This window comes from Planctomycetia bacterium (genome assembly GCA_016795155.1).
Classification (GTDB): Bacteria; Planctomycetota; Planctomycetia; order Gemmatales; family HRBIN36; genus JAEUIE01.
The window spans coordinates 95576-110696 of sequence record JAEUIE010000032.1 but is presented as its reverse complement, the minus strand read 5'-3'; the positions used below and the strand labels follow the sequence as shown (position 1 = coordinate 110696).

At 48.8% G+C, this 15121-nt stretch carries 15 protein-coding genes and 2 tRNA genes; 7 read left to right on the top strand and 10 right to left on the bottom strand.

What is annotated here, in order from left to right; all coding sequences use genetic code 11:
* Position 1: 1 nt before the first annotated feature.
* A tRNA-Ser gene (locus JNJ77_12780) sits at positions 2 to 88 on the top strand.
* Between the two features lie 129 nt (positions 89 to 217).
* Entirely contained in the window at positions 218 to 1591 is a 1374-nt protein-coding gene (locus JNJ77_12775) for a tyrosine-type recombinase/integrase (GenBank protein MBL8823457.1), read from the top strand.
* On the opposite strand, the gene JNJ77_12770 is transcribed toward JNJ77_12775, so the two are convergent.
* Positions 1575 to 1895, bottom strand: coding sequence for a hypothetical protein (locus JNJ77_12770; protein ID MBL8823456.1), 321 nt, complete (start codon positions 1893 to 1895; stop codon positions 1575 to 1577). The two genes, JNJ77_12775 and JNJ77_12770, sit on opposite strands and share 17 nt — an antisense overlap.
* A gap of 241 nt (positions 1896 to 2136) precedes the next feature.
* On the opposite strand from JNJ77_12770, the gene JNJ77_12765 reads away from it, so the two are divergent.
* Positions 2137 to 2658, top strand: a complete 522-nt coding sequence (locus JNJ77_12765) for a hypothetical protein (protein MBL8823455.1) — start codon at positions 2137 to 2139, stop codon at positions 2656 to 2658.
* A gap of 291 nt (positions 2659 to 2949) precedes the next feature.
* Here JNJ77_12765 and JNJ77_12760 read toward each other — a convergent pair whose 3' ends face one another.
* Positions 2950 to 4437, bottom strand: a complete 1488-nt coding sequence (locus JNJ77_12760) for a site-specific integrase (GenBank protein MBL8823454.1) — start codon at positions 4435 to 4437, stop codon at positions 2950 to 2952.
* A 178-nt stretch (positions 4438 to 4615) separates the two neighbouring features.
* Here JNJ77_12760 and JNJ77_12755 point away from each other — a divergent pair, with 178 nt between their 5' ends.
* Positions 4616 to 5764, top strand: a complete 1149-nt coding sequence (locus JNJ77_12755) for a hypothetical protein (protein ID MBL8823453.1) — start codon at positions 4616 to 4618, stop codon at positions 5762 to 5764.
* On the opposite strand, the gene JNJ77_12750 is transcribed toward JNJ77_12755, so the two are convergent.
* From JNJ77_12750 to JNJ77_12735, 4 genes are all read right to left on the bottom strand, one after another.
* The gene (locus tag JNJ77_12750; GenBank protein MBL8823452.1) at positions 5676 to 6131 is read right to left on the bottom strand and encodes a 7-cyano-7-deazaguanine synthase; all 456 of its coding nucleotides are present in this window, start codon (positions 6129 to 6131) and stop codon (positions 5676 to 5678) included. The two genes, JNJ77_12755 and JNJ77_12750, sit on opposite strands and share 89 nt — an antisense overlap.
* Positions 6132 to 6578: 447 nt before the next feature.
* A complete protein-coding gene (locus JNJ77_12745; GenBank protein ID MBL8823451.1) occupies positions 6579 to 6836 on the bottom strand; it encodes a helix-turn-helix transcriptional regulator in 258 nt (85 codons plus the stop codon).
* A gap of 686 nt (positions 6837 to 7522) precedes the next feature.
* Positions 7523 to 7596 (bottom strand) — tRNA-Arg (locus tag JNJ77_12740).
* A 42-nt stretch (positions 7597 to 7638) separates the two neighbouring features.
* Positions 7639 to 8508 (bottom strand): neutral zinc metallopeptidase, encoded by an 870-nt coding sequence (locus JNJ77_12735; GenBank protein ID MBL8823450.1) that lies wholly within the window; start codon positions 8506 to 8508, stop codon positions 7639 to 7641.
* Between the two features lie 156 nt (positions 8509 to 8664).
* On the opposite strand from JNJ77_12735, the gene JNJ77_12730 reads away from it, so the two are divergent.
* Positions 8665 to 9576: a DUF4097 family beta strand repeat protein gene (locus tag JNJ77_12730; GenBank protein ID MBL8823449.1), complete on the top strand. Its 912-nt coding sequence runs from the start codon at positions 8665 to 8667 to the stop codon at positions 9574 to 9576.
* 135 nt (positions 9577 to 9711) lie between these two features.
* Here JNJ77_12730 and JNJ77_12725 read toward each other — a convergent pair whose 3' ends face one another.
* Both JNJ77_12725 and JNJ77_12720 read right to left on the bottom strand, forming a co-directional pair.
* Positions 9712 to 11007, bottom strand: coding sequence for a Gfo/Idh/MocA family oxidoreductase (locus JNJ77_12725; GenBank protein ID MBL8823448.1), 1296 nt, complete (start codon positions 11005 to 11007; stop codon positions 9712 to 9714).
* 58 nt (positions 11008 to 11065) lie between these two features.
* Positions 11066 to 12040, bottom strand: a complete 975-nt coding sequence (locus JNJ77_12720) for a formylglycine-generating enzyme family protein (protein MBL8823447.1) — start codon at positions 12038 to 12040, stop codon at positions 11066 to 11068.
* Between the two features lie 227 nt (positions 12041 to 12267).
* On the opposite strand from JNJ77_12720, the gene JNJ77_12715 reads away from it, so the two are divergent.
* Complete coding sequence (locus JNJ77_12715) at positions 12268 to 13179, top strand: FAD:protein FMN transferase (protein MBL8823446.1); 912 nt, start codon at positions 12268 to 12270, stop codon at positions 13177 to 13179.
* A 6-nt stretch (positions 13180 to 13185) separates the two neighbouring features.
* On the opposite strand, the gene JNJ77_12710 is transcribed toward JNJ77_12715, so the two are convergent.
* Positions 13186 to 13887: a hypothetical protein gene (locus tag JNJ77_12710; protein MBL8823445.1), complete on the bottom strand. Its 702-nt coding sequence runs from the start codon at positions 13885 to 13887 to the stop codon at positions 13186 to 13188.
* 4 nt (positions 13888 to 13891) lie between these two features.
* Complete coding sequence (locus tag JNJ77_12705; protein ID MBL8823444.1) at positions 13892 to 14380, bottom strand: DUF1569 domain-containing protein; 489 nt, start codon at positions 14378 to 14380, stop codon at positions 13892 to 13894.
* Between the two features lie 121 nt (positions 14381 to 14501).
* Between JNJ77_12705 and JNJ77_12700 the strand changes: the two genes are divergently transcribed.
* Positions 14502 to 15080 carry a peptidyl-prolyl cis-trans isomerase gene (locus JNJ77_12700; protein MBL8823443.1) on the top strand — a complete coding sequence of 193 codons (579 nt, stop codon included), beginning with the start codon at positions 14502 to 14504 and terminating at the stop codon, positions 15078 to 15080.
* Positions 15081 to 15121 lie beyond the last annotated feature (41 nt).

Genomic DNA, 15121 nt, shown 5'->3' with positions numbered 1-15121 from the left:
TGGAGAGGTGGCAGAGCGGTTGAATGCGTCGGTCTCGAAAACCGATATGCCCGCAAGGGCATCAAGGGTTCGAATCCCTTCCTCTCCGCTGACTTGTATGCCCATGTGACCTAAGTCTTGGTCCCATGGGCAGTTGCGTTTCTGAGCGATCCTCGGAACCCCCGATTTGTGGCAGTTTTTGTGGCGTTTTGGGGAAGGGGGATTCTCTGAGGATGCAATGCGCAGGACAGCCGAGTCGTTTCGTATCGGGAAAGTTCAGGGTTATTTACGTGGGTCTGTCTGGTACCTTTGCTACCACGAGCAGGGAAAGCGGCAACGACCTCGAGTAGGAGAAGACGTTACAGCCGCCCGCCAGATGGCCGCCCAGATCAACTCGCAGCTGGAAAACAACATCCCGGCAGCTCTCAGCTTTCAGCCGATCACCATAGTCGAATTGCGCCGGCGCTGGCTGGAGCATCACGAGATGATCCTGCGGTCATCCGTGCAGACGGTCAACCGCTACCGGACTGCTACCGAGCATCTAGTGCGATTTCTGATGCAGCGGCCGGTCCGTAATACATCGCTGTTCCACATCTCCCATGCCGAGGAGTTTGTCGGCTATCTGCGAAGGCTGAAGGTGTCTCCCAACGGGCACAGCAACACCACTCCGCGTCCCTTGATGGACAAGGGGCTGAAGTACATCCTGGAATGCTGTCGGGCACTCTTTACCTTTGCCCTGAAACGGCGGCATCTCTCGCCCTATGCCGAGAATCCCTTCGCAGAACTGGAGCTGAATAGAATCCCGATCGAAGTCCATCGGCCTATCCACCTCTTTACTTCTGAGCAGGAAAGCAATTTCCTGGACGGATGTGATCGCTGGCAGTTCCCGATTTTCCTGACGCTGATGCTGACCGGGTTACGCTCTGGCGAACTCTGTCACCTCCTGCTACCCGACAATCTTGACCTCGAGCAGGGCATTCTCCATGTCCGCAACAAGCCCCGGCTCATGTGGCAGGTGAAGACCAGAAACGAAAGATCAATCCCTCTCCATCCGGTCCTGGTGGATGTCCTGAGTCTCCACCTTGCGGGAAGAAAAGTCGGCCCAGTATTCACTCGGCGCAAATACGATCTGGAGCGGTTGCCAGCATTTGCACAGCATCAGGAACTGATGGAGGTTGAACTGGAACGAAGCATCAAAAGCCGAATGGCGGACCAGAAGGAACTAGGGCGTCTAGGCAAAAGGCAGATGGCCCAGAGCCTGTGGCAATCAATGGGAACCATTGAGGAGGATGTGATACGCCGTCAGTTCATGCGTCGAACGACTCAAATGGGCCTACCGAGCTATTCATCTCCCAAAATGCTCCGGCACCTGTTTGCCACAGCGCTGCAGAAAGGCCGAGTCGATCCTCTGATACGGAATGAACTGATGGGGCATGTCCTTTCCGGATCGAGAAGTGCCGGCCATGGGCTCGCCATGACCGCTGTGTACACTCACACGCAGCCAGAAACAAAACGAGAACAACTGTTTGCTGCACTCGATGCCTGTCCGGCAGTTGCCATGGGCAGACAATGGGCGGATGGGCAGAAAGGCGAGCCTAAGACTGGTCGATAACCTGCTTCAGGATCGCTTCCAGTTCGTCATTATCGCGTCTATTATTCACGAACTCCCGGATTTGTTGATCAAACAATTCCCAATCTCTGGTGTTCTGTCCCAAAAACGATTGCTCCTTATGCTGGCAACAATCTCTTGCCCGTGATAAGGAGTCCGCATCAATTGGAATCATTGCACCAGGGTCTTCATCCGAAGCTTTGATACCAAGTTGCTCAAGTCGAGTGAAGAAGGCGTCATGATCCAATCGCCTCATTGCCTCTTTGACGTGGGCCTTCTTAACATCATCGGAAAGTTCATTTGCCACAACTTTCTCCTTCAAGATGCTGCAAGCTAACAAGCACGTTGACTGAAAGGAAGTTCAGATTCCTGTGGTCTTAGGTGCCATGTCATTAATGACAGAAAGCTGTCAGGTTCCAGCAGCTTAATCTCGGCCTGAATCCTGTCATCATTCTCTGATGGACAACATAGCGCTTACTCCATCAGCTGCAACGCTCCAGGCCGGAGAGCATTGACGGTTATTGAAACCTGGTCAAGGAATCGAACTTATGAAGGAGTTGAAGGATCGAATTGATACGATCCTGAAAGATCAGCAACCTCGGTTGCTGCAGATGTTCCAGAATGCGGAACTCGCTGACACGCATGTGGAACGGTTAAAGCCATGGCTGGATAGTCTGATTTCCGCTGGCGTTCTGCTTGGTCAGGCTTTCCTGGGCAGCGAAATCCTGACCCTCCCTCCTGAGGTGACAGCTGGCACCCAAGACTCGGGTGTTTGTTTCCAGGCAGTCATCTGTCTCCCCGGTGGCTTAGGGGTTATCGAATGCAATTCGGATACCTGGTACCAGTTGATGCAGGAACCGGAGGCACTTGAATCCAGTTCCTGGATCTACTTCAAGGCGTACGACCAGTGCTCTGTACAAGTGCGAGACTGGCTTCTTCCACAGATCGAAGATCTCATCGACAAACTGATGACGATGCTCTGCTGCAAGAAGCCAACGATTGATCCAGGGTGGGAAATGGTTCCACGCTCAGAAAGTGACGCAACCTCGCCACAGGTGCATCATGAATAAAAGATATGGAAGATCTTTGCATCTCAAAAAGGACCTGACTTATCGGGTTCACAAATCGAGGCTGAGATATCGGACTACGTCCTCTTCAATCAATCGAACTTCTAGAATCAACACCTCCAAGAAGTTCGAGTTGAAATATCCGTTCAGTTCGAGGGGCAATACCAAGGGGTAACTGCTCGAAACAGGAACCAACTATTAACTACTTGATGCAGGGAGCCAGGTCAGCCTGGTTCCCTGCCGGCTCAACTTGTATGCAGCACGGATCAATTCTTAGATTGTGTGACAACTATCTCATCCAGCAAGTCGGACCTCATTGGAAGTAACATCTGTGCTAAACGATATAGCGAGTTTCTCAATCGTCTCAAGCAAAGTACCCCACTCCGAAAGGAGAGCCTTCCGATAGTGTCGCTGCAGCTCATCCAGATGTGTGTAATTCAGAATGGCGCCCTTCCCCAGTGCATGCCCCATGAGATACCGGCGATAGACCTCGGGCATTCCCGAGTTATTGAGTGTTGTGCAGAACAGGTGACGGAAGTCTTTCAGGGTAGCCCTTCGAGGCCAATTCAACCGTCTTGCAATCTTCTTGAACTCATCCTCAATGAAATCATAGTCTATTCCGCCTGCTGCACGGAACACCTCCGTTCTGATACCGAGTTGTGTTGCGGCACGAGAATCCCCTGCTTTCTTCATTTTGGTTACAAATTGTTGTACGACAGTTTGTAGGGCGATTGAGGAATTGCTGGACTCGATGCATTCCCATTTGTGGGTTGGCTTGATAAATAGCAGGCCCTCTTGTGATGGACCATGCAGCAGCAGCCAGAATGTTGCAAGCTCGGGAACAAGTGGGAATCGCTTCTCGCGCTTCCCTTTCGTCTGGTATGCCAGCTCAGGCAGATTTGGCACACGAAGCCAGTCCCCGACTACATGTTCATGAAATAGGAAGCATGGTTCGCTGGCACGCAGCCCAAAAAGAACAATGGGAACGAACAGCCTCAGCTGTTGAAGGTTGCACTCTCTAAGGAAATCACAGGCCATCAGAGTTGTGATGTCTGGTGGAGCCAACGGGTCTTTGACTAGGCGAGCCAAACCTGTGTGAGCGCGCAGAAATGGATTGTGAAAGTTTTCAGGTAACAGGTGGCCTAGCTCCGGATCAGCCGCCCACAAGTACATCGCCCGGGCGACGTCCAGAAGATAATGAGGACTACACCCGGTAAATCCCGTCTCACTGCTCCCTCGAACATCAAGCCTTAGCCGAATGATGTACTCCACAAACGCCATTCGGAATTCTCGATTGACGCTAACCGGAAACGGAAAGGTCCTTGCCGATTCCGGTAACTCGCAAAACTGTAGGTAGTAACGAAGGGCAGAACGATATCGGGCAGGCGTCGAGAAGGCCAGTTCGCCGGCGTTAGCCCGGCGTTCCAGGTCCTTTTGAAAGCAATCAACCATTTCGATATGAGTGACCCGCTTCTTAGCGGCACCAGTCGCCTTGACGTTTAACAGGCGGTCGTCGAGTTCGCGGGCTCTGGTAAGTGCGGCAAGCAAATCGCTATTGATCCTCTCGGTTAGATTGCGTTTGGCTGATGGTTCCCACCACTGCAGCAAATAGTGATTAGCTCGTTGATATATTCGGATTTTTTTTGGCAAAGCAAAACCGGCAGGCAGATCGACGAGCCGTCTCCAGCGATGCTTCTCGCCAAAGCGATTTGACCAAGAGCATGCCGTAGAGTTAACGGTGATCGCAGGATTATCGAGATTTTCGCCAGCAGCCATGTTCATGGCTATTTCCACGATGGACTCTTGAACTGTCCATCATCTTGCACATCTGCTTTTACATCTTGTTTACATTGGCTGATTTTCCGTGTAAAAAGTACCTACTGCACTAAAAAAACAAGGTCGAGAGTGGTTCCTGACACAGCAGTCCGCAACACTGCCCTAAACGTGACTTGGTTGAATTGTGGCATCCCTTAGAACACTACAAAATCGGATTAACACTCTTGTCGCTGCGACTGACAGGAGATCACAAGTATTTCCGAAAGCAGAAGTTAAAGCCTGGCTGCATGATTTTGTGTTGGAAATTGATGACCTCTGCCGACTACCTAGTTTTCAGGAATATGCGAAGTGGCCGCTAACCCATCTGACCAAAGGTTGCAAAACACCAGAGAGACGGCTAGTCAGGAAAATAGAAAAGGATTTCTTGAGGTTAGCTGCCGGGCTGCACAGGAGATTGACCAAGTTGAAATCAGACTATAACGTGCCGGTTTATTTGCTGCAAACTGATACCATCAAGTTTATTGCCGAACGGTTCTGGATTGACTTGGTGAATCCGGACGATTACTTCATACCTAGACAAACGTTCAACCGTACGCAAAAAACAGCATTTGACAAGAAAGTTATTGAAGCTCTCAACGTCTTCACCAATCCTTTCCTGCGGTCTATTGGCGATTACATTACTCGAACCATGAGGATAAGAATCGAACTGATCACAGAGTTACTGAAAAATGAACTGACAGAGGCTAACTATGCTCACAATTTATCACCAAGAAAGTGGTGGTACATTATGGAGGATTATCGAGCATGGATGGAGGAAATAGAACTTAACACCTACAAATTGAACTTAATGTGTTTTAATGGGAAAGAACATGCCTTACGGAATGCCTGCATAGCCGTGACGCAAACTTACGTCGCGTTTCATCCGAAGCCTCACACAGGTTGGTTAAGTCTGAAAAACTCGCTTAGTCGAGGTACGATATTGTCCGAACAACTGATTCATAATCCCGATTTTGGAACTCTTGATCAACTATGCGATGCTGTTAATCTAACTGCGGATTATTTTGGAGGCTCCTCTGGTCGACAGACAGAATACGAGAAGAAGATCGAAACAGTTCCTTTAGTGCTCCGGCAAGATCCGCCTACGGCATTTTGGGGTGGCATAAAGATCGATGTCGCTTGGGAATCTCAGAGGTTACCGTGGAAATTCTTATGGGAAATCACTCTAGCAGCCAGAACAGGTCGTGCTATCTCTGAAATAGATATCTATGGCGATGATGACATTGGAGATACCGCCTTGGATAGCCACTATAGTCCAGGGCGTTCACTCCAATGAAAATGTCTCCCGCGCCTAACACCTCGGCCCAAGCAAGTGCAAGCGAGAGAAAAATTGTATTCCGAGCTGGTACGTACGTAACAGGTATTCCAGTCTCGATCTCCTTCGACGTCCTTCCTTTAGGTACCGGCAAGTCGCTGGTTAAGGCGGAACCTCCGATCTGGCGAAGATCCAATGCCCAGATGACATGTTTCGTGACTTGAAATGCAGCAGCTACTTTTGACGCAGCAGCAACCTCAACATCATGTCGTTGGCCGTAGCGAAATGTTAACCCGTAAACTTCGAACCCCAGAGACTTAGCAATGGCCAAGGTCGTAGTGGAGTCGAGTCCGCCACTCAAAAGAACCACGGCTCTTTTTGGCCCCATTGTTTGCTCCAATTCAAGGCTGTTAATTCATGAATAACTGCAGTAAGTGTTTCCTCCAATCCCTTGCAGTTAACTGAAAGTTATTGTTGCCGAGAACCGAAGTCAAGGATAAACTGCGACCTTAGCAGAGTACCGCGATAAGCAGTTATTTCAATTAAGCTAAAGAATACTATCCGCTAAAGAAACTGTGCTTCCCCTGGTATCTAGATTGTTTCGGGTAACCGGTGTCAGGATTGTAGAACTAAGCGAAGTACCATCTCTGGCAGTCAAGATGCACAGAGTTTCCCCTTGCATCCGCTTAAGCCCAGAAATGTACAAGGTACGCCACCATACGCCCAACTGCTTCCATGGGCACTTAATCGTACACACAACTGAAACCCCATCTCTTACTAGCACATGCTCGTAGAAGCATCATTGAAGACAATGACTTTGAATGTTGGATCAAACTCAGACTGAAGATTTACTGCTGAGTTCAGCTTCCATTTTCTGCACAAACGACAAAAGCGTTGTGCCAAATACTCTGCACAAAGTGCGGAGTTGGACAATATCGATGCGTCGATCACCACGCTCAATTTTGCTGACAAAAGACTGAGTCTGTTTGAGTTGCTTTGCAAGTTGCTCCTGAGTGATGCCAGACTTTTCTCGGGCTTCACGAATTAATCGAAGCACGACAGAGTATTCACGTGTGTAGATCGATTTTTCCATCACATCCTTGCACGTCAGGAGGATGGATGATAGAGTCCATGATGGAATAGTCCAAAATGGACTATTCTCGTGAGGCGGTTCTACGCAATTCATGATGCACATACTGCGAGTTCACAATCCACAACCGACGGCAGGGGGACGTATGGAACAATCGCCGACAGTAACTCAGGGACAATGGAGTAAGAAAGCAGTTGCCATACTAATCGCTTACTTTGGCCTCTTTTTTCTATTCCTTTGGTGGCACAATAGCACGTGGAAGGAACCACCCGACAAAAACAACTACTGGATTGGAACTGTTACTCGACAAAGTCTTGATGACGCTTCTAGCCTTTATACTGGCGTTACTGTCAAGTACTACAGTCATGATGTCACAGACGATCAAGGTGTCCTTCATTCCAAACTTAAAGGGAGGCTTCCAACGATGAATTACAAGGAAGGTACAAAGGTAAGATGCACCAGAACTCCGGAGGGGCGAGAATGGATAGAGGAGACTATCAGATAACTGCACTCCTTGTGGCGGATTTGTGGCATTGGGAAGTTGATTTGATTCGCGGGCCACGTCAATTGCTACATGGACAGCTTCTGAAAAAGGCCTATAAATAAGGTACTTGCCACTATCTTGGGCATGCAGCAATTGAGCGTTCAGAGAATCCCTTCCTCTCCGCTGTTCGATATACAACTCCCAATACACCCGACAGGAGTCGAACCTGTAACCTATGGTTCCGAAGACCATTGCTCTATCCAGTTGAGCTACGGGTGCATGATTATCAACTTATGACACTTTGGATGTTTGTCCAATTCGTCATAGTTCGTTGTAAGGCAGATCGAAAAGCAACCTGGCTTTGGACATGTCTCCTGTTTTCAGGCCTTCCATAAACCAACGCATGCGTTGTTTAGATGTGCCGTGCGTAAAGGAATCGGGAACGACGGTTCCACGGGCCTGTTTCTGCAGGCGATCATCGCCAATCTGAAAAGCAGCGTTGAGAGCGGTTTCCACATCGCCATTCTCAAGAAAATTGAATTTCTTCTGACCATAATGAGCCCAGATGCCTGCCAGGAAATCTGCCTGCAGTTCCAACCTGACCGACATGCGATTGGCTTCCACTTCCGGACCGCGACGCCTGGCTTCATCAACCCGCTGGGTAAAGCCAAGTTGATTCTGAACATGATGGCCTACTTCGTGAGCAATAACATAGGCTCTTGCGAAGTCTCCCGGTGCATTCAGTTTTTTCGACATGTCCTGATAAAATGATGTATCAATGTAAACCCGATCATCGCCAGGGCAATAGAACGGTCCAACGGAAGAATCAGCTCTGCCACAAGCGGATGCAACAGCACCGGAAAACAGTACCAGAGTGGGTTTTCGATAAGTTTTTCCCATCTTGGCAAAAAGTTCATCCCAGATGACTTCTGTATCTCTGAAAATGACCCTGCTGAACTGTGCCTGGCGCTCTTCTTCTGGGCTGAACTGTTTACTATTATCGACCTGAACCTGCTGGTCGCCACCACCTGCCCCACCCAGAAGATTCATGACTTTGCGGGGATCTAAGCCGAAAACCAAGGCAATCAGGAGAATGATCAAGCCGCCTCCACCCAATGCCATTCCCGCCTTGGGGGTCATTCTGCGACGATCCTCCACATTCTGGCTTTCTTCACGATCTTCCCATTTCATGATGCTGTTCCTTCCAGATGTAAGGGAAATTGTTCAAAGGAAATAAGGTAGCTTTCTGCTGTCTTGATTTTAACAGCATATGCACGCTATTCTATTAAATGTTGCCCCTGAAATAACGAATAGCGTCTGAACCACTTTTTCTGAGAGAACCAGGCCATGTTGCGTCTTGTTGCCCTCGTGTTTCTGGTACCCTGTTTGACAGGCTGCACCCCTGATTACACCATTCTTGAGCACCGCGACGTCAGTTTGCCAGTAGGTGAAAAGCCGCACCTGTTCATTGAGATGGCCAACGGCTCGATTGATATTACTTCGACATCAGGCAAAGATGTAACCGGCAAGTTAACCAAGCGTGGTGTAGGAGTTGATAAGGAAGAAGCTGAAGCGGAACTGGCTGCCATTGCCTTTGACATGATTCCCAACCAGGACGGAAAGATAGTCATCCGGGTGAAGCGCACTGATGGCCGCAAGCAGTGGAACAGCAGCGGAGCAGCGGCTACTCTGCAGGTTCCCAAAGGAAGTAAGCTGGAACTGGTCTCCACCAATGCCAGCATCCGGGTGAGTGGACGCAACCAGGGGACCATTGCCAAAACCAGCAATGGCTCCATCGATGTCAAAGATACGCAGTCATGGGTTGATCTCACCACTACCAATGGTTCCGTGGAGTGTGAGGCAATTCAAGGCCCCGTGAAAATTGCAACCAGCAATGCGAAAGTACAGGTCAATGGGCGAGACCTTCTGTTAGACTGCAAAACCTCCAATGGCAGCTTTCGCTGTACTGGAAATCTGGTGGATGGCGATCATAAGGCAACTACCAGCAACGCTCATATCACTATGCAACTGCCTCGGGATACTGCAGTCAATGTGGAAGCTACCACCAGTAACGGCAGAATCAAAAGCGATTTCAACTATCTGAAAACCGATTTTGGATTTAAATCGAGCAAAAACTATGTAAAAGGCACTATCGGAAATGATAAGCCTGGAAAAACCTTGACTCTGAAAACGAGCAACAGCAGCATCAGCCTGAAACGCAACGGCGATACAAAATCAACAGACACTGTTGAAGAATAAAGTCTATTCAACAAATAACTCGTGCGAATGTGCATCGCACGAGTTTTTAAGTTAACCAGCAAAATCACCTATGAGGCGAATCGGCACGATTAGCGTGAGTACACGCAAACCGTGGCACCCGTCCCGCACCCGGAATCATGTGTTGAATTTGTACTTTCCAGGTATGGGTACTGGTGGGGCCGGGTATTTCTCGTTGAAATCCAGCACTTTGGGGAAGGTGTCAAGCGTTGAATTCAGTGCCGCGTCCCAAGTGACTTCCTTGCCGGAATAAGCAGACATGCGTCCCATGATGGCGGTCAAGGTGCTGTCAGCAACCGTTTTTAGTTCATTCACTGTCTTGCCTGAACGAATGGCTTCGATTAGATCGGTATGTTCCTGAACGTATGGTCCTTGAGCTTTGCGGACAGCTTCCCGGGCAACAGTAGGTTTGCCATTAATCGAACCAGCAGGATCGCTGTGTCCATTGCTGCCAAACACTTGTTCGGAAACACTGTCCCAGCAACCACTGATCTGGCGGCACATGCTGTGCATGAAAACGTTCTTAGGGTATTCATATTCAATGGAGAAGTGATCGTAGATATGCCCGAAATTGGGGTCGGTGCGGGTGCGGAAACCTGATCCCCGTGCCTTGATGGGATGATCATTCATCACCCAGTTGCAGACGTCGATATTGTGAATGTGCTGTTCGACGATGTGGTCGCCGCAAATCCACATGAAGTTGTACCAGTTGCGAAGTTGCCATTCGAGATCGCTCATTTTCTCGGTACGATCTACTTTCCACAGCACGCCCTGGTTCCAGTAACAGCGCATGAAGTGAATATCACCAATAGCTCCTTCGTGCAGCTTTTTGATGGTTTCAACATAAGGCAACTGATGCCGTCGCTGTGTGCCTGCAACAATGTTCAGGCCCTTCTGCTTGGCTTCTTCGTATGCGGCATAAACCTTGCGGATACCGGGGCCATCTACTGCAACAGGCTTTTCAGTAAAGATGTTCTTGCCAGCCTTAACTGCAGCTTCCAGATGCATGGGTCGAAAGCCAGGAGGCGTACAGAGCATGACATAGTTCACGCCAGAATCGAGCACTTTCTTATACGCATCGAATCCCAGAAAGCGTCGTTCTTCAGAAACATTCAATCGGTTGCCATATTCCTTGGCTTTGCCTTGTGAGGTAAAGTCTTTGAGTTCATTAAAGAAACGATCGTGTCGTTCCTTCCAGATATCGGCAATGGCATAGATTTCGACATTGGGAGCTGAAGAGAGTACATCCTTGGCTGCTCCTGAACCACGGCCACCACAACCAATCAAGCCGACTCGAATCGTTTCATTGCTGCCGGCATGTACTGCAGGCAATCCACCAACAGCTGTGGCCAGTCCGGCGGCAGCAGTTGCCTTGATGAAATCTCGCCGATGTGCATTCGTGGGTGTCGTCATAACAGGCAAATCCTTGTGAAGGTGGGAAAACGGGCAGGATGGATGTAACCGATCACGGTTACGGCTTGTAAGGGCTCTGGCGTGTAACCAGGGATTTGATGCCGATCAAATCCTTTTGTTCTTCTACCGCACGCACAATGCGAAAGCCAACAAAATCTGCATCAGTCAGGTACCAGATACTTTGTGGACTTTGCGGATCCTGACGCAGCCAGTCTTTATCAGAAGGCATTCGTGCCGCACTGCGACAGGTTTTGGCTTCATCCACCCAACTGCCTCCACGGACTACGTTGGGGAAGCGGGCTTTGAGTTGAAGATTGACAGGCTGGACCTGAACCTTGTTCTTATCCCGTTTGGAATAGTCATCCTTGGAGTAGCCATCGAGGCACCATTCTGCCACATTGCCATGCATGTCGTGCAGACCCCAGGGATTTGCTTTCTTCTGACCTACCGCGTGGGTTTTGCTGTCCGAATTGGCATCGTACCAAGCATATTCTCCAAGTTTGGAAGCATCGTCGCCAAATGAATATGCAGTAGTTGTGCCGGCTCGCGCTGCATATTCCCATTCAGCTTCTGTGGGAAGACGATAAGCATGGCCGGTTTTTGCCGACAGCCAGCGGCAATATTCCATCGCAGCAAAATGGGACACATTGATAGCAGGATAGTTATCCTTGCCATAACCAAATGTCATATCGGTATAGGGTGGCGTGGGACGAGTAATTTCATCGCCAGACAAGCTCTTGAATTTGAATCGAATCAATCTACCTTTTTCACCTTCGGGAGGATGTGTTTCTTCGCTATTGCGAAACAGATCGTATTCATCCCAGGTTACTTCACATTTCCCCATCCAGAAGGGTTTGATTTCCACCTTAGACTGTGGGCCTTCGTCCTTATTTCGGCCTGCTTCGGAATCGGGGCTGCCTTGCAGGTATACTCCGCCAGCAATGGGAAGCATCTCAAACTTAACATTTGTATCAGGGATGGTTTGTGTATACTTGGTAAAAGGCTGGCTGGACTTATCCTGCGACTCGACCATGCAATATTGTGTCAGTAAGAGGCCGAGAACGACAATCAAACCAGGCAGTTTCTGAGCACCAACCACACTGTTACTCCTGTTGAAGCTTCAATCTAACACTTTAACATGCCATACCCGGAATGACTATGCTCAACTTCATCTTTTTTCTGCCATTGCTATTGGGTACTTCACAAAACCAACAGCCTACGGACATTCCACTGAAACGATTCGAATTCTCTGAGCCTCACATGGGGACCATCTTCCACCTTCAGTTCTATGCTCATCATCAAGCTGAAGCGGATCGTGTTGCTTCAGCCTGTTTCAAACGCATCAAGGAGTTAAACACTGCTTTCAGTGATTATGATGAAAACAGTGAATTGCGCCAGCTTTGTGCCAAGGCAGGCAAAGGGCCTGTTACAGTTAGTAAAGATATGATGGACATACTACGGGAAAGCCTTCTCTGGTCGAAACGAACTGATGGTGCATTCGATATCACCTTGGCGCCTGTTATACAGTTGTGGCGAAACGCTCGTCGCACAAGGCAACTACCACGGCAAGAAGTTCTTGAGCGCGCCAGAAATCTGGTGAACTATCGGAATATTCAGCTTGATCAGAAACAGGTAACCGTAACACTCACTCAATCTGGAATGAAACTTGACCTGGGCGGCATCGCCAAAGGATTCACAGCAGATGAAGTGCAACGCGTACTGAAGGAGCATGGGATCCAATCAGCCTGCGTTGCAGCTGGCGGGGATATTTGCGTTTCTCAGCGACCGCCTCATCAGACAGGCTGGAGAATTGCCATTGCTCCATTAAAAGCAACTGATGAGTACGCAGCAGACACGATTATTCTTGAAAACCAGGCAGTGTCCACCTCAGGCGATCTTGAACAATTTGTTGAAATCGCCGGCACACGTTATTCTCATATCGTTGATCCGCGTACCGGAATTGGCGTGAAAGGTCGCATGAGTTGTACTGTCATTGCACCACGATGCGTAGACAGTGATGCTGCAGCTACAGCATTCTGTGTTTTAAACAGTGAATCAGGAATGCGGATGATTCAAGGTTTGCCAGGAGCTGCCAGTTTATTTCTGGTGGAACAGGATCAACAGGTCAAGCGATTGCAGTCAACGAATTGGAATCAATTGCTCCAAAAGTAAAGCACCTCATGCAGAAACATAGAGAATCTTTCCACAGTGCTTGCACGATTCGATATTGCCTGCTGCAATCATGGCGTACTGCTGTGCTGTAACGTCCATATTGCAGGCCGAGCATGTTTTGCCAGTAAGTGCTGCAAGAGCATCAGCACCTTCTGATAGAAGCTGCCGTTTATAGGTTTTTTTCCAACCATCAGGAAGTTTCTCAACCTGTTGAGCTACTACTTGTCGAGCTTCTTCCAGGCGTGTCTGCCAGGCAGGCAACTGTGCCTGGTACTCTGCTTCAACACGAGCATGATCTTCCTTGGCTTTGACGATGGCTTGTTCGAATTCGGGAATTCGAGCAGTCATTTCTTCTACCTGAGACATCATACCTAGCGCTTCTTCTTCCAGGTCGCTGTTGCGTTTTTCGAGCGATGCAATTTCGATGTTGAGTGCGTCGTATTCCTTTTTGGACGAGATGCCATCCAGATCGCGTTTGTACTTCTTGATCTTTTCCGTGTTGGCTTTCAGGCTGACATCCCGATCCTGAATATTCACTTTCAGGGATTTAATGGCCTGTTGATGATCCTGTGCAGCTTTCTCGGCAGCAGCTACTTTTTGCAGAGAACGCTTAACCCGACGTGGTCCGTTTTCCAGTTCTTCGGTCACCGCACGAATGCGAAGTAAATGTGTATGTAACGACTGAAGAGCTGCAGTAAAGTGTTCCATACAGCTAACTTAAGTTCTTTGCCTGCATTTTCAACGGGAATTGCCTTTGGGGAATCAAATAGCCTAGATGGTGATTGCAATGAATTCGATTGAGTTCCTGGCACTCTTCTCTAGTCATCTTTCCGAAAAATGGTGAAGGAACATATTCACCTTGATAATTGACAAAGCGATGCACCATGACATGGAAATTCTTCACTGCTTCCGATTCATCCAGTCCAGATGGGGGTAAGGGACGCTGTGGGGTGAACTGCCCACGTTTCATACGCTTCGAAGTCAAAATGCGACGAAGCACCATCTTGCCAAACAATGCTTTGAAAATCCAGGGAACCTTGAACTGACTTCCTTCCAAGGCACCCTGCATAAAATAGGCAAGATGATTCAGCACTTGAGCGAGGTCCCAGTTTCCTACTGGCTCGTATCCCTTCTGATGCAGCATGCCTACCTCTTGCAGTACTGCTTGGTAATCAGGTAGATCGAGTTCGCGAGGTTTCATGCTCTTCTCCACATCGGGAACAAACTCATAGTCTAACGGGCCGGATGATGTCAGTCGAGTCATCAGTTAATACTAATATCCAATGAGTCGAGGAATGTTTCTTACACACACGAGGTGTCTCATGCAGTTGAAAAGTATCATCAGTAGCCTGACACTGGTTCTGTTTGCAACCGGAATGATGTTTGCCCAGGGCGACAGCAAAAATCCTGTAGTACTGCTGGAAACCAACAAAGGTAACATCAAGATTGAACTCTATACTGACAAGGCACCTGAAACCGTTAAAAACTTCTTGAACTACGTGGAAAAGAAGCACTATGATGGAACAATCTTCCATCGTGTGATTGCCAAGTTCATGATTCAGGGTGGTGGCATGAACCCAGGTATGTCTGAAAAGAAAACCGACGCTCCGATCAAGAATGAAGCCAAAAATGGCCTTTCCAATACACGTGGCACTATTGCCATGGCACGAACCGGGAATCCCCACAGTGCAACGGCACAATTCTTCATCAACATCGTAGACAACCGATTTCTCGATCAGCCCAATGCTCGCGATGGCTGGGGCTACTGCGTATTCGGCAAAGTCATTGAAGGAATGGATACGGTTGATCGCATCAAAGCTATTTCAACCACCAGTGTTGGTGGACATCAGGATGTGCCTACTGAGGACATAATCATCAAGAGCGCAAAGAAGGTTCAGTAAGGGCAGTCACTATCTGTTATGCAGATCGTGTAAATTCTCAT